The sequence below is a fragment of the Rhizobium phaseoli genome (assembly GCF_003985125.1).
GTDB lineage: Bacteria > Pseudomonadota > Alphaproteobacteria > Rhizobiales > Rhizobiaceae > Rhizobium > Rhizobium phaseoli.
The window spans coordinates 42771-60962 of record NZ_ML133569.1; the positions used below are offsets into that span (position 1 = coordinate 42771).

22 protein-coding genes, 1 tRNA gene and 1 riboswitch are annotated in these 18192 nt (G+C 61.5%); of the genes, 12 read left to right on the forward strand and 11 right to left on the reverse strand.

Annotated elements, in window-relative coordinates; all coding sequences use genetic code 11:
* Positions 1-168: 168 nt before the first annotated feature.
* From EFD56_RS10125 to EFD56_RS10135, 3 genes are all read left to right on the forward strand, one after another.
* Positions 169-663 (forward strand): peptide deformylase, encoded by a 495-nt coding sequence (locus tag EFD56_RS10125; RefSeq protein WP_085742566.1) that lies wholly within the window; start codon positions 169-171, stop codon positions 661-663.
* A gap of 71 nt (positions 664-734) precedes the next feature.
* Positions 735-1247: a BON domain-containing protein gene (locus tag EFD56_RS10130; protein ID WP_085742567.1), complete on the forward strand. Its 513-nt coding sequence runs from the start codon at positions 735-737 to the stop codon at positions 1245-1247.
* 305 nt (positions 1248-1552) lie between these two features.
* Positions 1553-1918, forward strand: coding sequence for a hypothetical protein (locus tag EFD56_RS10135; RefSeq protein WP_012483935.1), 366 nt, complete (start codon positions 1553-1555; stop codon positions 1916-1918).
* A 57-nt stretch (positions 1919-1975) separates the two neighbouring features.
* On the opposite strand, the gene EFD56_RS10140 is transcribed toward EFD56_RS10135, so the two are convergent.
* Complete coding sequence (locus EFD56_RS10140) at positions 1976-2620, reverse strand: methyltransferase family protein (protein WP_064818284.1); 645 nt, start codon at positions 2618-2620, stop codon at positions 1976-1978.
* A gap of 288 nt (positions 2621-2908) precedes the next feature.
* A tRNA-Leu gene (locus tag EFD56_RS10145) sits at positions 2909-2993 on the reverse strand.
* A 182-nt stretch (positions 2994-3175) separates the two neighbouring features.
* Between EFD56_RS10145 and lipB the strand changes: the two genes are divergently transcribed.
* From lipB to EFD56_RS10185, 8 genes are all read left to right on the forward strand, one after another.
* Positions 3176-3895: a lipoyl(octanoyl) transferase LipB gene (lipB, locus tag EFD56_RS10150; RefSeq protein WP_037112968.1), complete on the forward strand. Its 720-nt coding sequence runs from the start codon at positions 3176-3178 to the stop codon at positions 3893-3895.
* Between the two features lie 79 nt (positions 3896-3974).
* Positions 3975-4883, forward strand: coding sequence for a DMT family transporter (locus EFD56_RS10155; RefSeq protein WP_064818285.1), 909 nt, complete (start codon positions 3975-3977; stop codon positions 4881-4883).
* A gap of 108 nt (positions 4884-4991) precedes the next feature.
* Complete coding sequence (locus EFD56_RS10160) at positions 4992-5696, forward strand: hypothetical protein (RefSeq protein ID WP_012483939.1); 705 nt, start codon at positions 4992-4994, stop codon at positions 5694-5696.
* A 75-nt stretch (positions 5697-5771) separates the two neighbouring features.
* Entirely contained in the window at positions 5772-7781 is a 2010-nt protein-coding gene (locus EFD56_RS10165; protein ID WP_126905195.1) for an acetyl-CoA carboxylase biotin carboxylase subunit, read from the forward strand.
* Between the two features lie 78 nt (positions 7782-7859).
* On the forward strand, positions 7860-8987 hold the full coding sequence (locus EFD56_RS10170; RefSeq protein WP_085742569.1) for an S-(hydroxymethyl)glutathione dehydrogenase/class III alcohol dehydrogenase: 1128 nt from the start codon (positions 7860-7862) through the stop codon (positions 8985-8987).
* On the forward strand, positions 8987-9460 hold the full coding sequence (locus EFD56_RS10175) for a GNAT family N-acetyltransferase (RefSeq protein ID WP_085742570.1): 474 nt from the start codon (positions 8987-8989) through the stop codon (positions 9458-9460). Before EFD56_RS10170 ends, EFD56_RS10175 begins: the two co-directional genes overlap by 1 nt.
* A gap of 10 nt (positions 9461-9470) precedes the next feature.
* Entirely contained in the window at positions 9471-9938 is a 468-nt protein-coding gene (locus EFD56_RS10180; protein WP_085742571.1) for a YaiI/YqxD family protein, read from the forward strand.
* Between the two features lie 156 nt (positions 9939-10094).
* Positions 10095-10409 carry a DMT family transporter gene (locus EFD56_RS10185; protein WP_004675552.1) on the forward strand — a complete coding sequence of 105 codons (315 nt, stop codon included), beginning with the start codon at positions 10095-10097 and terminating at the stop codon, positions 10407-10409.
* 47 nt (positions 10410-10456) lie between these two features.
* Here EFD56_RS10185 and EFD56_RS10190 read toward each other — a convergent pair whose 3' ends face one another.
* The 7 genes from EFD56_RS10190 to crcB form a co-directional block, all read right to left on the reverse strand.
* The gene (locus tag EFD56_RS10190; RefSeq protein ID WP_004675554.1) at positions 10457-10849 is read right to left on the reverse strand and encodes a DoxX family protein; all 393 of its coding nucleotides are present in this window, start codon (positions 10847-10849) and stop codon (positions 10457-10459) included.
* Between the two features lie 139 nt (positions 10850-10988).
* Positions 10989-12521: an acyl-CoA carboxylase subunit beta gene (locus EFD56_RS10195; protein WP_004675556.1), complete on the reverse strand. Its 1533-nt coding sequence runs from the start codon at positions 12519-12521 to the stop codon at positions 10989-10991.
* Positions 12522-12546: 25 nt separating this feature from the next.
* Complete coding sequence (locus EFD56_RS10200) at positions 12547-13005, reverse strand: calponin homology domain-containing protein (protein WP_064825309.1); 459 nt, start codon at positions 13003-13005, stop codon at positions 12547-12549.
* Between the two features lie 67 nt (positions 13006-13072).
* Positions 13073-13858 (reverse strand): ATP12 family chaperone protein, encoded by a 786-nt coding sequence (locus EFD56_RS10205; RefSeq protein WP_004675560.1) that lies wholly within the window; start codon positions 13856-13858, stop codon positions 13073-13075.
* A gap of 9 nt (positions 13859-13867) precedes the next feature.
* A complete protein-coding gene (locus tag EFD56_RS10210; protein ID WP_004675562.1) occupies positions 13868-14521 on the reverse strand; it encodes an HAD-IA family hydrolase in 654 nt (217 codons plus the stop codon).
* The gene (locus tag EFD56_RS10215; RefSeq protein ID WP_012483948.1) at positions 14518-15510 is read right to left on the reverse strand and encodes an RluA family pseudouridine synthase; all 993 of its coding nucleotides are present in this window, start codon (positions 15508-15510) and stop codon (positions 14518-14520) included. Before EFD56_RS10215 ends, EFD56_RS10210 begins: the two co-directional genes overlap by 4 nt.
* Positions 15511-15604: 94 nt before the next feature.
* On the reverse strand, positions 15605-15982 hold the full coding sequence (crcB, locus tag EFD56_RS10220; RefSeq protein WP_004675568.1) for a fluoride efflux transporter CrcB: 378 nt from the start codon (positions 15980-15982) through the stop codon (positions 15605-15607).
* A gap of 120 nt (positions 15983-16102) precedes the next feature.
* Here crcB and EFD56_RS10225 point away from each other — a divergent pair, with 120 nt between their 5' ends.
* Entirely contained in the window at positions 16103-16369 is a 267-nt protein-coding gene (locus EFD56_RS10225; RefSeq protein WP_010002004.1) for a hypothetical protein, read from the forward strand.
* A gap of 75 nt (positions 16370-16444) precedes the next feature.
* Here EFD56_RS10225 and EFD56_RS10230 read toward each other — a convergent pair whose 3' ends face one another.
* Together EFD56_RS10230 and EFD56_RS10235 are read right to left on the reverse strand one after the other, a co-directional pair.
* Complete coding sequence (locus EFD56_RS10230; protein ID WP_085742573.1) at positions 16445-17473, reverse strand: DUF1775 domain-containing protein; 1029 nt, start codon at positions 17471-17473, stop codon at positions 16445-16447.
* Positions 17474-17546: 73 nt separating this feature from the next.
* Entirely contained in the window at positions 17547-17927 is a 381-nt protein-coding gene (locus tag EFD56_RS10235) for a hypothetical protein (RefSeq protein ID WP_010018907.1), read from the reverse strand.
* Between the two features lie 158 nt (positions 17928-18085).
* Positions 18086-18178, forward strand: a riboswitch (glycine riboswitch).
* Positions 18179-18192: the final 14 nt, after the last annotated feature.

The following is an 18192-nucleotide window of genomic DNA, read 5'->3' on the forward strand; positions in this document are numbered from 1 at the left end:
TTGTCAACAAGCGGATAAGCGAATCCCGCGCAAGGCTCCCGCAGTCGGAATTCCTGCTCCTGCTAGCTCAAAGCGTCCCTGCCGTAAAGCGTCAAACCGCGCTTCCTGATGACAATGCCTGCGGCCGACTATAGTTTCCCCACCCGCTCAACCAGAGGAAGCCGCTTCATGTCTATCCGTCCGATCCTGCGCTATCCACATCCGGGCCTGAAGACCGTCTGCGCGCCGGTGACGGCCTTCGATGCCTCGCTCGCCGCGCTGGCCGACGACCTGCTGGCGACAATGCGCGCGGCCCCCGGCGTCGGCATCACCGCCGCCCATATCGGCGTCTTCCTGCGCGTGATGGTGCTCGAGCTGGACAGGGCCGACGGCGTGCGCCTCTATGTTAATCCTGCGATCACCTGGCGGTCGCAGGAGACGATGATCCATGCCGAGGGCAGCGTCTCCATGCCCGGCGCGACCGATGACATCACGCGCCCGCGGGCGATCCGCTTTCGCTACCAGGATGTCGACGGCAGGATGCATGACGAGGCCGCCGAAGATTTCCTCGCCATTTGCATCCAGCACGAGGTCGACCAGCTCGACGGAATCTTCTGGCTGCAGCGGCTTTCGCGGCTGAAGCGCGACCGCCTCGTCAAAAAATGGGAGAAGGCGCAAGGCTGACAAATCGCCCGGCGCACCGAACCATTCGCCCCTGTCGACGTTCTCCCGCAGAGAAACAAGGAGCGACTATAATGGCAAGGATCGGTGACAAGACCCCGATTTCACGCGAGCCCCCGGAGCTTTCCCGCGAGGAGGATTATCGCGACCTCGAAGAACGCAATCTCGACGATGGCTGGCCCTATGCCGACGGCACCGCTGCCAGCGATCCGGCCAACCGCCCCTACGGCGAGACCAAGGCCAATTTCGACAGCGATCCCAACCAGGGCTTTCGCATCGATGGCACGGATAAGGACGGCAACGAGAACCGCCTGAAGGATTCGCTGCGCGCCGGCACGATCGATCGCGACGACAGCGACGAGCTCGAGGCGCGGGTAACCGACAATCTCGAAAACATTCCCGACGTGGACATCAACAGCATCGAGGTCCATGCCGACGGGCACGTCATCACCCTGGAAGGCTCGGTGGAGACGATCGCCATTGCCCGCAAGGTCGAGCTCTGCGCGCTTGCAGTCGACGGCGTTCATCACGTCCGCAACAGGCTGCAGCTGACCGGTGTCGACGCCCATATCCCCAACGAAGACTGAACGTCCCGCCCGATGGCGATCATAACGGGAGGCGCGCTGCCGCCTCCGTTTGGCTCTGTGCAATATTACCAAAAGTTAACAATTTTCGATTGTAGCGAGCGCGGGCAATCTGTTGCCCTTTTTGTTAGGCGGCTGACGTCACGGCCACGTCAATTTCATTGACAAGACCGTGATTTCATTTGAACAAAAGGTTTCCGACCCACCGTTTTCCGTTCACACTTTCGCCTCAATTGCGGCGCGAACTCTGAACTCGCCGGGGATGGTTTATGTTGTTGAATTCAACAACAGATTGAGGAGAAGAAACCATGCGCATCAAATTTGCCCTCGCCGCATCCCTGTTCGCCGTCAGCCTCGCAGGCGCTGCCTTCGCTCAGCCGACATATTCCGACGATTATACCAATGACAGTGATGGCTTCGCGCCGAGCCCGATGTCCAAGCCCGCTCCGGTTCACTACAGCAACCGCAAGGCTCCGGCCTATTCCAGCGATTACACCAATGACAGCGACGGTTTCGCCCCGTCCGCCATGGCCGCCCCCGCCGTCGACAAGACGGCGACCGCAAGCATCAAGCCCCTGCCCCCGTGCCACAGCATGGTCGGTCCGAGCGGCTCCCATACCAAGGGTGCCGACAGCGGCGCCTCGCGCACCGAAGCCTGCCGCGCAACCCATTGATCCAACAGCAAGGGGCCGGAAATCCGGCCCCTTCCTTCCAATCCGCTTCGAACCCGCTCAGAACACGAATGGCACGAGCCGGTAACGCGTCGTGGCCATGAAGGTGGTATAGGCCGGATCCTCCTTGAGCAGCCGTTCCTCCGCCAGAAGGCGCAGACATTGCGCGGAGAGCGCCGTCGCATAAATGGCGAAATTCAAGAGCGACGGATTGGCCAGGAAGAAACTGACATGCGTCATCAAATAGCCCGCATACATCGGGTGGCGGACAAGCCTGTAGGGGCCGCCGATCTTGACGCCACGATTGGCGGGCACCAGACCGAAGCTTCTCCGCAATACCAGCTTTGCCGATATTTGCAGGATAAAGCCGAGGCACATCACCATTCCACAGAGCCAGAGCGGCGCAAGCGGCTCCGTCGTCGTTGGCGAGACGAGCAGCGGGAAGAGCGTTCCTATGGCGGTGACAGTCCAGTCATAGACCCTTAGCGACGCATTCCTCGTCGGCCGGCGGGTCAGGATCAGAAAGGCGGCAGCGCCTTCCGAGACGAGCAGCAGGCAATCGATAATCGCTCTGTCACCGTGCGCCTGCGGCAGAATGCGCAGTACAATCGCGACAAAGAGATAGACGACCAGAACTTTCTCGATGATGTCGAGGACCAAATAGATGTCGAGGAACGACCCGCCTGTCGCGTCTTTTATCTTCATAATTCCCAATGCTTCCGCCGATACACACCGGACCGATATATATCCTGGCTGCAGCTAATGACGGGTTAAGCCGTTTACGGGAAATCTCGTATAGCGTCTCAAAATGAGATCGCGATGTTCGAGAACCGCTGATCGCTTGAGTCGCGGTTCAGATCGGTGCGACGTGTATCACTGTCGTCGATGCCCATGTCCGACGCAGCGGCAGCGACGGCCAGCCGGCCGTGTCAGACAAATAAAGTTATTAAGCTATGCCGAATTCGTCGCCCGGCGAGCGTTCCCTGAAAGGGATGGTGCGGTCGAGAAGACTCGAACTTCCACGGGTTGCCCCACAGCGACCTCAACGCTGCGCGTCTACCAATTCCGCCACGACCGCATCGTGGTAGGTGCCGATTTGCGTCGGCGGGGCAGCATGTAGCAAAAGCATTTGGGGTGCACAAGGGCGATATGACAGTTTTTTTGAAAACCTTTCACAGCATTTGAATTGGCTGAAAAACGGGTCCATATAGGTTGCCTGCCGCCCCTATATATCAGGCATTTCGGGGCAAGCGGCAAGGAATGGCCATGCTTCGCACCGATCTCGAATTCTCCATGCTCCCCAAACTCGATAGCCGCCCCGTGCGCTGGCGCATCGCCGATGGGCTCGTCGCCTATGAGGAAGCGGTGGTAGCGATGGAGCGGGAGGTGGCGGCGATCGCAGAGGGCGGCGACGAGCTCGTCTGGCTCGTCGAGCATCCGCCGCTCTACACCGCCGGCACCAGCGCCAATGCGGGTGACCTCGTCCAGCCGGATCGCTTCCCGGTCTTTGCGACGGGACGCGGCGGCGAATATACCTATCACGGACCCGGTCAGCGCGTCGCCTACGTCATGCTTGACCTGAAGCGCCGCCGCCAGGACGTGCGCGCCTTCGTCGCCGCCCTCGAGGAGGTCGTCATCCGCACGCTCGACATGATGAACGTGCGCGGCGAGCGGCGCGAGGATCGCGTCGGCGTCTGGGTGCGCCGGCCGGAAAAACCGTTGCTGGCCGACGGAACCATGGCTGAAGACAAGATCGCCGCCCTCGGCATCCGCTTGCGCAAATGGGTGACCTTCCACGGCCTGTCGCTGAACGTCGATCCGGATCTCGATCATTTCAGCGGCATCGTGCCCTGCGGGATATCGGCCTATGGCGTGACCAGCCTCGTCGACCTCGGCCTGCCTGTCATGATGGCGGATGTCGACATCAGGCTACGCGCCGCTTTCGAGACGGTTTTTGGCGAGACAGTGAACGAGCCTTGACCGCTTGCGAGGTTTGACGGCTTGATTTGCCCGGCTTTCCCGTGATTGATGGGCGCCTTTCCCGCAAGAATCGGCAGCCATGTCAGAGCCCCATCAAAACTCCCTGCAGGGCATGGCCATCATGTCCGGCGCCATGTTCATCCTGCCGATCATGGACGCCATCGCCAAATACATGGCGACCTTCGAGGCGATGTCGCCGGGCCAGGTGACTTTCTACCGATTCTTTTTCCAGATCGCCTGCACCCTGCCGATCCTCGTTGCGCTTTTCGGGTTCAAGGCGTTTTCGGCCAAGCGACCCTGGATGAATATTCTGCGCGGCGTGCTGCACGGGGCTGCAAGCCTGCTGTTCTTCGTCGCCGTCAAATACATGCCGCTTGCCGACGTCTTCGCCATCTATTTCGTCGAGCCCTTCATGTTGACCGCGATGTCGGCTGTGTTCCTCGGAGAGAAGGTCGGCTGGCGGCGCTGGATGGCGATCGCAGTCGGTTTCGGCGGCGCGATGATCGTCATTCAGCCCAGTTACGAGATTTTCGGCCTCAAGGCGCTGCTGCCGGTCGCCTGCGCCTTTCTGTTCTCGCTCTATCTTTTCCTCAACCGCGCAATCGGCGAGGCCGATTCGCCGCTCACCATGCAGACGATGGCCGGCATTGGCGGGACGGTTTTCATGGCCGCCGCCCTGCTCGTCGGCAGCGGCGCCGGCAGCGCGGATTTCGCCATCTCCCTGCCCGCCTCCGGTCTCGGTCTCGGGCTGCTTCTCGCCCTCGGCTCGATCTCCGGATATGCGCATATGCTGGTGGTCCGGGCTTTCCGGCTGGCGCCGCTGTCGCTGCTCGCACCTTTCCAATATTTCGAGATCATCTCGGCCACCGTCCTCGGCTATGCGTTGTTCAACGATTTCCCGAGTTTTTCCAAGTGGATCGGCATCTTCATCATCGTTGCATCGGGCCTTTTCATCATCTGGCGCGAGCGGCAGCAGCACAATCGCTAAAATCCCCTTGATTTCGGGAATATCGGGTTAACGCCCCTTCTTGAGGGATCGTCAATTCGCAAGCGATAAAACTGTCCCTGGCTTCATGATGAGGCCTGGAGTTAAAACATGAGCGAATTTCGTCTCGCTTTTCCGGCCTGCGTGGTGGCCGGCAAGCATCGGCTGGCGGCCGAAGATATCGTATTGCTGCGCAAACATGCCTTTCCCGAGGGAATCCGGACATCCCAGGATGTCGCGGCGATGTTGGCGCTCAACAATTCCTGTCCTGAAAAATGTGCCGAGTGGAACGCTTTCTTCGTGGAGCAGCTCGCCGGTTTCATCGTCAATCACACCTATCCGCAGGGCTCGTTGGATGAAATCAACGTTGCCTGGATCATGCGCATGTTCACGACCGATGGCGTCGTCAACTCGGCGCTGGAGCTCGAGCTCATTCTCCACGTCATGGAGATTTCGGCCGATGTTCCGGGTGAACTGCGCGCACTTGCCCTCGACCAGCTGCGCCTGGCGATCACAGACGGCATCGGCGGCTACAAGCTGTCGCGCGCCGCCGACCGCAGGAGCATCACCCGCCAGGACGTCGACTTTACGATGCGCATCTTCAGAAGCATCGCCGCGGGCGGCGTCATCGCCGTATCTCCGGCCGAATACGGCGTCTTCCAGCAGATCGAGCAGGCAACCCTGCCGGCTGCCAACCATCCGCACTGGGCCGGCATCATGGCTGCCGTCGAACTGCGCGATCGTGCCGAGCCGCGCCGCAGCCGCTGGCTTCGCATCGTCGACGAAGAGCCGGTCGCCGAAGCCGCCGTCGCCTGAGCCTTCTCAAGCCCGATTGTGCGTTCCGGTGTTTTGTGCGTAAAACTCCGGAACGCATTTCTGGGTGGAGTCTCGATGTTCAAGAAAATCCTGATCGCGAATCGCGGCGAGATTGCCTGCCGCGTGATCAAGACTGCGCGCCGCATGGGCATTTCGACCGTTGCGGTCTATTCGGATGCGGATCGGGATGCGCTGCATGTCGAGATGGCTGATGAGGCCGTGCATATCGGCCCCGCTGCAGCATCGGAAAGTTATCTTGTCGCCGAAAGGATCATCGCCGCCTGCAAGGCGACGGGCGCCGAAGCGGTTCATCCCGGTTACGGCTTTCTTTCCGAGCGTGCCTCCTTTTGCGCCGAGCTGGAAAAGCAGGGCATCGTCTTCATCGGCCCGAAGCCGAAGGCGATCATGGCGATGGGCGACAAGATCGAATCGAAGAAATTTGCCAATGCCGCCGGCGTCTCCACCGTGCCCGGCCATCTCGGCGTCATCGAGGATGCCGCCCATGCGGAAACGATCGCAGGCGGCATCGGCTATCCCGTCATGATCAAGGCCTCGGCCGGCGGCGGCGGCAAGGGCATGCGCATCGCCTGGAACCAGGCTGAGGTCCGCGACGGCTTCGAGCGCGCCCGCTCTGAGGCGAAAAGCTCCTTCGGCGACGACCGCGTCTTCATCGAGAAGTTCGTCGTCGAGCCGCGCCATATCGAGATCCAGGTGCTGGCCGATGCGCATGGCAATGTCGTTTATCTCGGCGAGCGGGAATGCTCGATCCAGCGGCGCAACCAGAAAGTGGCCGAAGAGGCGCCCTCGCCTTTCCTCGACGAAAACACCCGCAAGGCCATGGGCGAACAATCGGTGGCGCTGGCGAGGGCCGTCGAATATCAGAGCGCCGGCACCGTCGAATTCATCGTCGACCGCGACCGCAACTTCTATTTCCTCGAAATGAACACCCGTCTTCAGGTCGAGCACCCCGTCACCGAGCTCGTCACCGGCATCGATCTCGTCGAACAAATGATCCGCGTCGCGGCCGGAGAGCCGCTCAGCTTCGGCCAGGAGGATGTCAGCCTCGATGGCTGGGCGATCGAAAGCCGGCTCTATGCCGAAGATCCCTACCGCAATTTCCTGCCTTCGATCGGCCGCCTGACGCGCTACCGCCCGCCGGCGGAAGGCCGCAGCGGCAACGTCGTCATCCGCAACGATACTGGCGTCTTCGAGGGTGCGGAGATCTCGATGTATTACGACCCGATGATCGCCAAGCTCTGCACCTGGGCGCCGACGCGCGGCGAGGCGATCGACGCCATGGGCCGGGCGCTCGATGGATTCGTCGTCGACGGCATCGAACACAATATCCCCTTCCTGTCGGCGCTGATGAAACATCCACGCTGGCGTGAGGGCCGGCTTTCCACCGGTTTCATCGCCGAGGAATATCCTGAAGGCTTCGCACCGATGAAGCCGGACGGGCGGGAGGAAGCCACGCTTGCTGCGATAGCGCTGTCGGCTTCACTTATCGAAACGAACCGCCGCGAAGGTTTTGTCGATCGCCTGCGCGCCGCGTCCGGCGCACTGCGTGAGCATTGGGTGGTCAAAACAGGCGAAAACTACGTCGATGTCAGATTGCTCGACGGCCTCGTCACCATCCCCTTCGATATGGACATGGCGATAGAAGGCGAAAACCGGAGCGTTGTCACCGATTGGAGACCGGGAGATCCGGTCTGGAGCGGCAAGGTCGGCGGCCGGGATATTAAGGCCCAGATCCGTCCCGTTCTCAGCGGCTTGCGCATCGACTGGCAGGGGCTGTCCGTCACCGCCAAGGTCTTTTCGCCGCGCCATGCCGAACTCGACAGGCTGATGCCGGTAAAGCTGCCGCCCGATACGTCCAAGCTTCTGCTCTGCCCGATGCCCGGCCTCGTCGTGTCGATCGCGGTCGCCGAGGGCCAGGAGGTCAAGGCCGGTGAGACGCTTGCGATCGTCGAGGCGATGAAGATGGAGAATGTCTTGCGCGCCGACCGCGATCTCGTGGTCTCGAAGATCAATGCCGCAGCTGGCGAAAGCCTTGCCGTCGATGCGGTGATCATGGAATTCGCTTGAGCCGGGCTCACCGGCCATGCCAAGCTTCGTCCGATATAAGCAGTCGGAAACCGACAAAATCATCAGGGAGATCTAAAGATGGACGTTCGCGCCGCCGTAGCCGTTCAGGCCGGAAAACCGCTCGAAGTGATGACCGTGCAGCTGGAGGGGCCGAAGGCCGGCGAGGTGCTGGTCGAGGTCAAGGCGACCGGCATCTGCCACACCGACGATTTCACCCTGTCCGGCGCCGATCCGGAAGGCCTGTTCCCTGCTATTCTCGGCCATGAGGGTGCCGGCATCGTCGTCGACGTCGGCCCGGGTGTGACCTCGGTCAAGAAGGGTGACCACGTCATTCCGCTCTACACACCGGAATGCCGCGAATGCTATTCCTGCCTGTCGCGCAAGACCAATCTCTGCACCGCCATCCGCTCGACCCAGGGCCAGGGTGTGATGCCGGATGGCACCTCGCGCTTCTCGATCGGCAAGGACAAGATCCATCACTATATGGGCTGCTCGACCTTCGCCAATTACACCGTGCTGCCGGAGATTGCGCTGGCCAAGGTCAATCCCGACGCCCCTTTCGACAAGATCTGCTATATCGGCTGCGGCGTCACCACCGGCATCGGCGCGGTGATCAACACCGCCAAGGTCGAGATCGGTTCGACGGCGATCGTCTTCGGTCTCGGCGGCATCGGCCTCAACGTGCTGCAGGGGCTGCGGCTTGCCGGCGCCGACATGATCATCGGCGTCGACATCAATCCTGACCGCAAGGCCTGGGGCGAGAAGTTCGGCATGACGCATTTCGTCAATCCGAAGGAAGTCGGCGACGACATCGTGCCCTATCTCGTCAACATGACGAAGCGCAATGGCGACCTGATCGGCGGCGCCGACTATACCTTCGACTGCACCGGCAACACCAAGGTGATGCGCCAGGCGCTGGAAGCCTCCCATCGCGGCTGGGGCAAGTCAGTCATCATCGGCGTGGCCGGCGCCGGCCAGGAGATCTCCACCCGGCCGTTCCAGCTGGTGACCGGCCGCAACTGGATGGGCACCGCCTTCGGTGGCGCCCGCGGCCGCACCGACGTGCCGAAGATCGTCGACTGGTACATGCAGGGCAAGATCCAGATCGATCCGATGATCACCCACGCCATGCCGCTCGAAGACATTAACAAGGGCTTCGAGATGATGCACAAGGGTGAGAGCATCCGCGGCGTGGTCGTGTATTGATGGTTGCGACGCCCTACACCGCCGACCTCAAGAGTGTCGATGAGCTCCCCGCGCGCGAACTCTACGACCTCTTGAAGATGCGCGTGGATGTCTTCGTCGTCGAGCAGAACTGCCCCTATCCGGAACTCGACGGCAAGGATATCGATGCCCTGCATCTACGGCTGATGGAGAGGGGCGAGCTCCTGGCTTCGGCGCGGATTTTGAAACCGCATGAGCCGCAGGATCCGTCAAAGATCGGTCGCGTCGTCGTCTCGCCCGCCCATCGCGGCAAGCGGCTGGGCGATGCATTGATGAGCGAAGCGATCTCTGCTTGCGAACGGCTTTATCCGGCAAACCCCATCGCCTTGTCGGCGCAGGCCCACCTGCGCCGATTCTACGAAGCCTTCGGTTTCGTCGTGGCATCGGAGGAATATCTGGAAGACGGCATCCCCCATGTCGATATGATCAGACTGCCGGTTGTTCAGCCGGCATGAGGATATCATCATGATCTACGTCGATGCCGATGCCTGCCCGGTGAAGCCGGAAGTCCTGAAAGTTGCCGAACGCCACGGCCTCGAAGTCACCTTCGTCGCCAATTCCGGCCTGCGCCCGTCGCGCGATCCGATGGTTCACAACGTCATCGTCTCCAACGCCTTCGACGCCGCCGACAACTGGATCGCCGAGCACGCCGGTCCGGGCGATGTCGTCGTTACGGCCGACGTGCCGCTCGCCGTGCGCTGCGTCGTCACCGGCGCTTTCGTCAGCGGCCCGACGGGCCGTGTCTTCGACGAGAGCAATATCGGCATGGCAAGCGCCATGCGCGATCTCGGCGCGCATCTGCGCGAAACCGGTGAGAGCAAGGGCTATAACGCCGCCTTCAGCCCGAAAGACCGCTCACGCTTCCTCGAAACCTTCGACCGGCTCTGCCGCCGCGCCAAGAGCCTTTCCACCGAGGCTGGCGGGAGGCCCTGATCACGCTCGCATGAAACGGGTGGCATGGCGGCCATGCGGATTCCTACCTTGAACACAGCCGTCCCCTCACGCATATAGACACAATCGCAGACGACTGCGGCGTCCTGAGGATGCAACGTCGCGGGGACGGCCTCGCTCTTGAACAAGGAGAGTCGCATGGCCTGGTTTCTGCTTTTTCTTGCCGGCCTTTTCGAATGTGGTTGGGCAATCGGCCTTAAATATACCGACGGTTTCACGCGGCCGTTGCCGACGGCGTTGACTGTCATATCCATGGTGGTCAGCGTCGTGCTGCTCGGCTTGGCGGTGAAATATCTGCCGATCGGCACCGCCTATGCGGTCTGGACCGGCATCGGCACGGTCGGCACCGTGCTGCTCGGCGTCTGGTTGCTCGGCGATGAGGCAAGTGTCTCCCGTCTTGCCTGTATCCTCCTGATCGTCGGCGGCATCGCCGGTCTCAAGCTGACCGCCTGACCAGGAAATTGCTGCGGGGCATTAGAACGCCCCGCAGCTATGTCTGCTCAGGCCGTCTTGCGGTTATCGACGGCAAAGGCGCCGGGACCGGAGAAGAACAGGTAGAGGAAGACGAAGCAGAACAGGATTGCAGCGTCGCCCTGGTTGACGGCCGGGAAGAAGCTGTTCGGGGCATGCGCCATGAAATAGGCGACCGCCATTTCGCCGGCGAGCAGGAAGGCGACGGGGCGGGTCAGCAGGCCGACGAGAATGAGGATGCCGCCGACAAGCTCGAGAAGAGCCGCAAACAGCATCAGCGGCGGCAGCGAGCCGGACATCTGCGAAGCGGGAAAGCCGAAAAGCTTCATCGTGCCGTGTTCGATGAACAGCAGCGCGGTTATAATTCTGAGAGCGGCCAGCCCATAAGGGCGATAGGCGGAAAGACGCTCGAAAGTTGACATTAAACCTCTCCATTTAAACCAATGCAGCCGAGCGTTAGCTTGTCCCCGGGAAGGATTGAACACACGGATCGCTGACGGCCGTTCACTTTTTCGACAGCGGATAAACACCCGGCCGCGCGACTTTATTCGATAAAAAATCTCAGAGCGGGATGTTGTCGTGTTTCTTCCAGGGATTGGCGAGGTCCTTGTTGCGCAGCATCTTCAGGCCGCGCGCCAGCCGCCGCCGGGTCGAATGCGGCATGATCACCTCATCGACATAACCGCGCTCGGCGGCGACAAAGGGTGAAAGAAACCGGTCCTCGTACATTTTCGTATGTTCGGCGATCTTTTCGGGATCGGCGATATCCTTGCGGAAGATGATCTCGACCGCGCCCTTGGCGCCCATCACGGCGATCTGCGCCGTCGGCCAGGCATAGTTCAAGTCGCCGCGCAGATGCTTCGACGCCATCACATCATAAGCGCCGCCGAAAGCCTTGCGTGTGATAACGGTGAGCTTCGGCACCGTCGCCTCGGCATAAGCAAAGAGCAGCTTGGCGCCATGCTTGATAAGCCCGCCATATTCCTGTGCGGTGCCCGGCAGGAAGCCCGGCACGTCGACGAAGGTGACGATCGGGATGTTGAAGCAGTCGCAGAAGCGCACGAAGCGGGCGGCCTTGCGCGAGGCGTCGCTGTCGAGCACGCCGGCCAGCACCATCGGCTGGTTGGCGACGAAACCGACGGTCGAACCTTCGACGCGGCCAAAGCCGCAGACGATGTTTCCGGCAAAACTCGCCTGGATCTCGAAGAAATCCCCCTCGTCCGCCACCTTCCGGATCAGTTCCTTGATGTCGTAAGGTTTGTTGGCGCTCGCCGGCACCAGCGTATCGAGCGAGGCGTCGGTCTCCGTTACCGACTGGTAACATTCGATCTCGGGCAGCGGCGCGGTGTTCGACAGCGGCAGGAAATCGATCAGCCGACGCACCTGCAGCAGCGTTTCGACATCATTGTCATAAGCGCCGTCAGCAATCGACGAGCGCGTCGTATGCACCTTCGCGCCGCCGAGCTCCTCAGCGGTTACCGTTTCGTTGGTCACCGTTTTCACCACGTCGGGCCCGGTGACGAACATGTAGGAGGTATCGCGCACCATGAAGATGAAATCGGTCATGGCAGGCGAATAGACGTCGCCGCCGGCACAAGGACCCATGATCACCGAAATCTGCGGGATGACGCCGGAAGCGAGCACGTTGCGCTGGAATACCTCGGCGTAACCGCCGAGGGCCGCCACACCTTCTTGGATGCGGGCGCCGCCGGCATCATAGATGCCGACGATCGGCGCGCGGTTCTTCAGCGCCATGTCCTGCACCTTCATGATCTTCTCGGCATGCGCTTCCGAAAGCGAGCCCCCGAAGACGGTGAAGTCCTTGGCGAAGACGAAGACGGTGCGGCCGTTGACCGTGCCCCAGCCGGTGACGACGCCATCGCCGGCGATACGGCTCTTGTCCATGCCGAAATCGGTCGAGCGATGTTCGACAAACATGTCGAACTCCTCGAAGGAGCCTTCGTCGAGGAAGAGGTCGATGCGCTCGCGCGCGGTCAGCTTGCCGCGCTTGTGCTGGGCCTCGATACGCGCCTTGCCGCCGCCAAGGCGGGCGACGCCGCGGCGGCGTTCCAGTTCTTCAAGAATTTCCTTCATGCGATCTCCTTTGCCGCTGCGTAGGCTAGCGGCTACGTCCGCTGAGCGAGAAAACCGAGCGAATCCTGGCTGCCACGTCTTCGGCGATGATTTCGTCGGCAAGCTTGGGATCGGCGGCCATGCTGGTCACGTCGAAGGCGCTGACGGCGATCACCGACCCATCCTCCACCGAAGCCGCGTCGACGCTGATCTTGGCGACGTTGCGATCCTTCTGGAAGCCGAGGCCTTTCTGGATTGATATCACGCGGATCGTCAGCACAACCCGCGGCAGCACGGTATCACGCACGGTGGCATTGATGGCGGCATTGACGCGGTCGTTGATGCCGGAGAGCAGCTCGGCCGGCATGTTCGGGCCGGAGAGAACGACGGCGCTGCGCACATCGTAGAGCGGCGTCGCAGGCTTCGGGCCAAAAAGGCTGGCGCAGGCCGTGAGCGTAATACAGACGAGTGCGGCCCGGCAAAAACACGACCTCAGCCAATTCATCGCAAAATCCCGCACCACCCCGTTGGAGTCGCAGATTTCGTCATAATGTCCGGGAAGGCAATATGTTTCAGTCGCTTAGGGCGAAAAAAACATCCGCTGCCGCCTTGAACTCGACAAAGCGCTTGGCGCGGCGCTCCTCAGCCTCCTCGTCGCGTCCCCAGTGCTCGATCGTCCAGTCCTCGTCGAGATGGGCAAGCGACCACACCTCTTCGACGGTCAGCCGGCCCTCGGCGAAGGCGAGCGCCAGAATTGCCGAGCCGGTCAGCGTGGTGATGGTGTGGAGAGCAGCGAGCGCCATCGGGCTCTGATGCCGCGCCAGCGTAACGGCAAAGGCTGCAGTCGCCTCGCGCGGCTGCTCATGGTGCATCACCCCTTCAATGAGGATGAAGCGGGCGCCCAGATCATTTGCCGCCCAGTCGATCACCGGATCCCAGCGCTGCCGCTGGCGCTCGACCAGCAGTTCGGGTCCGTCTGCGCGGTAGCAGAGAAGGTCGCTCGAGGAAAAACGCAGAATGTCTTCGAAGATCGCCTGCGCATTGGTCGCCACCCCGTCGAGCGCGGTATTGACCAGCCGCGTCGCCGGCATGGTGACGGGATCGATCTCCTCACCCTGGGCCCGCCATTCGGCGGCGACAAGCTGCGCGAGCGCCTCGGTCGGCACGGCGAGGACCTGCCGCGCCGGCGTGCGGACCATCTTGCCGTCGAGGGTGATCGCAAAACCACCCTCGTGTTCGGCGACGGCGACCTCGGCATAGAAGCGCTTAGGCAGCGGCTTCTTCATCTGGATCTGCGCGCGGCGGATGGGATCGGGATGGCTCAGGCCTTCGGAAAGATCGTTCAGCAGATCGCGCATGGCATCACCTCAGGAAAAATGGCGCAATATCTCGTTTGGATGATAGGCGATCGCATCGGCGCCATTGGCGATCAGTTCATCCACGCTGGCATAGCCCCAGGCAACGCCGATAGCCTTGGCGCCGGCAGCCTTTGCCATCTGCATATCGTAAACCGCGTCGCCAATGACAATGGCGTCGCGCGCATTCATGCCGGTTTCGTCGCAGCATTCCGTCACCATGGCCGGGTGCGGTTTCGACGGGCAATCGTCGGCGGTGCGGGCAACGACAAAATGCTGGTCGAAACCGTGCGTCTCCATCACCAGATTCAGTCCGCGCCGGGATTTTCCCGTCACCGCTCCGATCAGCAGGTCCTCGCGGCCGCTGATCGCATCGATCATCTCGCGAATGCCGGGAAACAGCGGCTCTCTGTAGTCGAGATCCTGGCGCACGACGGTAAACAGCGATTTGTAATGCGCCGTCATGTCGATGTCCTGCTGCTCGACATGTGGTCTGCCTTGCATCCGGGCGATCGCTATATCGAGCGACAGGCCGATAATGGCCTTGGTGTCCTCGAACCGAGGTTCCGGCTTGCCGAATTTGTCGAAAGTCCGTCGCATGGTTTCATGGATCAGCCCGGCGCTGTCGACCAGCGTGCCGTCGCAATCGAAAAGAGCGAGTTTCATTCGCTGTCCCTTTCAGCGCCGGCAAGGTCGAGACCGAGCAGGTTCCAGGTCTGCACCATATGCGGCGGCAGCGGCGCGCTGACGCGCAGGCGGCCGCCGGATGGATGCGGGATGTCAATGTGGCGCGCGTGCAGGTGCAGCTTCTTCTGGATCCCGCCCGGAAAATCCCAATTCGGATCGTCGTCGAAATATTTCGGATCGCCGATGATCGGATGACCGATATGCAGGGCATGCACACGCAGCTGGTGGGTACGGCCGGTATACGGCTCCATTTCAAGCCATGCGAGATTCTGCGCCGCCGTCTCCAGCACGCGGTAGAAGGAAATCGCATGGTCGGCGCCGTCTTCGCCGTGTTTAGCGATGCGCATGCGGTCGCCATCGGCCGTCGCTTCCTTGACGAGCCAGGTCGAGATCTTATCCTCGTGCTTGCGCGGCACGCCCTTGACCAACGCCCAATAGGTTTTCTTGGTGTCGCGCTCGCGGAAGGCGGCGGTCAGCTTCTGTGCGGCGCCGCGGGTGCGAGCGATGACGAGAACGCCCGAGGTGTCGCGGTCGAGGCGGTGAACGAGCCGCGGCTTTTCGCCCTTCGGGCTGGTCCAGGCTTCGAGCATCTGGTCGATGTGCCGGGCCACGCCGGAGCCGCCCTGCACCGCAATACCGGGCGGCTTGTTGAGCACGATCACCTTTTCGTCCTCATGCAGCACCATGCGCGACAGGAGGTCGAAATCGCTGGAATGCTTGAGATCCTTGCCGGCGATCGGTCCCGATTTCAGCTTCGCATCGACATCGAGCGGCGGCACGCGCACCGTCTGGCCGGGCTGCACGCGCGCATCCGATTTGACACGGCCGCCGTCGACGCGCACCTGGCCGGAGCGCAACAGCTTCTGCAGCGGACCGAAGCCGAGCCCGGGAAAATGCACCTTGAACCAGCGATCGAGCCGCATGCCGGCTTCGTCGGGTTCAACCTTGATATGTTCTATGCCAGCCATACTCGATCTTTCGGAAATTGCCGCACGGGCCGAGCCGGCGTTCTTGCCGCAGCCTTTAGAGCATTTTCACACAAAACGGAAACCGGAATCGAAATCAGGCCAAAGCGCGCATGACGGCGAGCCCTGATATGACCGCCGCCATCGAAAGCCCGACACTTGCAGCGATGTAGATCCCGCCGGTGATGGCCTCGCCGCGCTCGAACAGGGAGATCGCATCCAGCGAGAAGGCCGAGAAAGTGGTGAAGCCGCCGAGAAAGCCGGTAATCAGCAAGAGGCGCAGCTCCATTGAGGCGTTGAACCTGCGCGCGATCAGCTCGGCGAAGACGCCGATGACGAAGCAGCCGACCACATTGACGGCGAGCGTGCCCCAGGGAAAGGCGGGCCCCATGAGCCTCAGCGCCCATTGGCCGACGTAATATCTGAGGACGGAACCGATCGCGCCGCCGAGGGCGACAAGGAAAGCCTGAATCATAGACCGGATTTACCGCAATTCGGGATCAACTCCAATCGAGTCGCACGAAATCCTGCCAGTCGGTAAAATGCCAATGATTTTCTTACGATAGCGCCAAGATCATGCCGATACCGTGACGGCATGACGCAGCTCCTGTCCATATCGGCCAACACCGCCGCCGTTGCCTTCGAATCGCTGAGGATCCCGCAGCGTGTGGCAACGAGCACGGCGGCGCGTGATGCAAAGCGCATTGCCGACCGGCAATTGAAGGCCGAAAACCTTGATGAAGCCGAGGAGCCCTCCAGCATCATTCAATCGACGGAAGTGGCGCTCGACCTGATGACCAAAGGCAACCGCCAGCCGCAGACCGGCCTCAGGCAGGCGCTGCAATCCTACGAGGACGTCTGACACAGCCACTTTCCGAACGAAGCCAGACCTTGTCATGAGCCCGCAGCCACGGCCGCGGGCTCATGGACTGCGCTGTCACTTGCTCTGGGCCGAAAGCACCTGCAGCACAAGGTCGACCTTGCCGGCCTTCTCGAAGATAAGGGTCACGGGAACGGTATCGCCCTGCTTGAACGGCGTTTTCACCTTCTGGAACATCAGATGCAGGTTGCCGGGCTCGAGCTTGACGGTTTCGCCGGCGGCGATGGCGACGCCATCCTTCAGCTGTCGCATCCGCATGACATTGTCCTTCGTTTCCATCGCATGGATCTGAACTTCACCTGATACCGGCGAGGTTACCGACAGCAGGCGATCGTCCGTCTGGCCGCTGTTCTTCACCGTGAAGAAGCCGCCGCCGACCGGCTGGCCGGGCAGCATCGCCTTGGCGAAGCCGCCGGAGATTTCGAGGTCTCCGGCCTTGACCGTTTCGCCGGCCGGCGCAGCAGCGCCCATGCCGGTCATGTCCATGCCGGTCTTACCGGTCATGTCCATACCGGCCATATCCATGCCGGCCATGTCGTGGTCGTGACCATGGCTATCCCCCGCGACGACTTTCAGGAGCGGCGCCGGGCTTTTCATCCCATGTGGGTCGCCGCCGTCCTTCGCCACCTGATCCCAGGCGGTGACCGCATCGCCGCACATCTGGGTCACCGGGAAGGCGAGCGAGGTGCCGGCTTCAACCCCTGACACCTTACCCTGGATGACGAAGGTGTCGTAGAAGTCGTCGGAGAGATTGCCGTTCTTCCAACGAATCTCGACCGCGCCCGTCTTCACCTTGTCGCCGTGATTGTCATAGGTCTTCTGGTAGTCGCCTTTGATCACTTCGAGTTCCCAGCCGGCCTTCGGCTGCGGCTTGGCGAAGACGAAGCCTTCCGGCAGCTTGACCCGCACCTCAGTGGTCGCCTTGCCGTCGCAGCCATGCGGCACCTGCAGCGTGGCGAGAATCGTGCTTTCCTGGCTCGCCTCCTTGTCGAGGAAGCTCACATGCGCCTCGGCGTCGGCAAAGGCGGTTGCAGAAAGAAGGACGGCAAACGGGAATGCCTTGCCAAATGTCTTGATGGTCTTCATCGGATATCTCCTCGCCGGCCGAAAATTTCTGTTGGGCGGACCGGCATGCTTCATCATCGGTTGCAAAGGCAGATCAGATGAGGACCGGAGGGGCGCGGGAGTTCGGTCGGCTGACGGCGCTGACGCCGGCAACGGCTGAGGTCTCGATCGGGGGATTGATGAGCGAGGCGAGCTTGCGCTCGAGCCATGAACCCGCATCCGGCGTCGGCAGGATCACCGAGGCTGACAGTCGGCAGGCTTCGCAATTCGGCTTGAAGGCAACAGTCTTGTCGCCGGTGTCTCTCACGGTAACGCAGAGCGAGGCAAAGCTGCCGTCGGGCAGCACATAGGCAGCCGCATCATAACCGTCGGAAGCGACAGCCTGCGGCGCCTGGTGGGCAAAGCCGAGCAAAAGCAGGCTCAAGGCGCAAAACATGCGCAAAAAGAGCGTTGCTTTCAGTCCGTTCTGCCGCATGAGATCCCCTTCAACAGCATGTCGCGATAGCCGGTTTCCTCTTGGATTGCAAAAGCAGATTTGCCGCAGCCGGGGGCCGGACCTGACTATGGCGACAAAAATTTGTCCGGTCACGACATTTGGCCTTGCCAAGCGCCACGCTCGCCGGATAATTGCGACCAACCCTGTTGGGAGAATCCGGTGCATTCGTCACCGGTGCCGAAGGAGCAACCGCCCCGGAAACTCTCAGGCCAAAGGACCAGCAAGGGGCAGACGGAACTCTGGA

Bases quoted from the DNA above. Each gene is read 5' to 3' on its own strand.
- EFD56_RS10125 (WP_085742566.1), top strand. From the start codon at position 169: ATGTCTATCCGTCCGATCCTGCGCTATCCACATCCGGGCCTGAAGACC.
- EFD56_RS10130 (WP_085742567.1), top strand. From the start codon at position 735: ATGGCAAGGATCGGTGACAAGACCCCGATTTCACGCGAGCCCCCGGAG.
- EFD56_RS10135 (WP_012483935.1), top strand. From the start codon at position 1,553: ATGCGCATCAAATTTGCCCTCGCCGCATCCCTGTTCGCCGTCAGCCTC.
- EFD56_RS10140 (WP_064818284.1), bottom strand. From the start codon at position 2,620: ATGAAGATAAAAGACGCGACAGGCGGGTCGTTCCTCGACATCTATTTG.
- lipB (WP_037112968.1), top strand. From the start codon at position 3,176: ATGGCCATGCTTCGCACCGATCTCGAATTCTCCATGCTCCCCAAACTC.
- EFD56_RS10155 (WP_064818285.1), top strand. From the start codon at position 3,975: ATGTCAGAGCCCCATCAAAACTCCCTGCAGGGCATGGCCATCATGTCC.
- EFD56_RS10160 (WP_012483939.1), top strand. From the start codon at position 4,992: ATGAGCGAATTTCGTCTCGCTTTTCCGGCCTGCGTGGTGGCCGGCAAG.
- EFD56_RS10165 (WP_126905195.1), top strand. From the start codon at position 5,772: ATGTTCAAGAAAATCCTGATCGCGAATCGCGGCGAGATTGCCTGCCGC.
- EFD56_RS10170 (WP_085742569.1), top strand. From the start codon at position 7,860: ATGGACGTTCGCGCCGCCGTAGCCGTTCAGGCCGGAAAACCGCTCGAA.
- EFD56_RS10175 (WP_085742570.1), top strand. From the start codon at position 8,987: ATGGTTGCGACGCCCTACACCGCCGACCTCAAGAGTGTCGATGAGCTC.
- EFD56_RS10180 (WP_085742571.1), top strand. From the start codon at position 9,471: ATGATCTACGTCGATGCCGATGCCTGCCCGGTGAAGCCGGAAGTCCTG.
- EFD56_RS10185 (WP_004675552.1), top strand. From the start codon at position 10,095: ATGGCCTGGTTTCTGCTTTTTCTTGCCGGCCTTTTCGAATGTGGTTGG.
- EFD56_RS10190 (WP_004675554.1), bottom strand. From the start codon at position 10,849: ATGTCAACTTTCGAGCGTCTTTCCGCCTATCGCCCTTATGGGCTGGCC.
- EFD56_RS10195 (WP_004675556.1), bottom strand. From the start codon at position 12,521: ATGAAGGAAATTCTTGAAGAACTGGAACGCCGCCGCGGCGTCGCCCGC.
- EFD56_RS10200 (WP_064825309.1), bottom strand. From the start codon at position 13,005: ATGAATTGGCTGAGGTCGTGTTTTTGCCGGGCCGCACTCGTCTGTATT.
- EFD56_RS10205 (WP_004675560.1), bottom strand. From the start codon at position 13,858: ATGCGCGATCTGCTGAACGATCTTTCCGAAGGCCTGAGCCATCCCGAT.
- EFD56_RS10210 (WP_004675562.1), bottom strand. From the start codon at position 14,521: ATGAAACTCGCTCTTTTCGATTGCGACGGCACGCTGGTCGACAGCGCC.
- EFD56_RS10215 (WP_012483948.1), bottom strand. From the start codon at position 15,510: ATGGCTGGCATAGAACATATCAAGGTTGAACCCGACGAAGCCGGCATG.
- crcB (WP_004675568.1), bottom strand. From the start codon at position 15,982: ATGATTCAGGCTTTCCTTGTCGCCCTCGGCGGCGCGATCGGTTCCGTC.
- EFD56_RS10225 (WP_010002004.1), top strand. From the start codon at position 16,103: ATGACGCAGCTCCTGTCCATATCGGCCAACACCGCCGCCGTTGCCTTC.
- EFD56_RS10230 (WP_085742573.1), bottom strand. From the start codon at position 17,473: ATGAAGACCATCAAGACATTTGGCAAGGCATTCCCGTTTGCCGTCCTT.
- EFD56_RS10235 (WP_010018907.1), bottom strand. From the start codon at position 17,927: ATGCGGCAGAACGGACTGAAAGCAACGCTCTTTTTGCGCATGTTTTGC.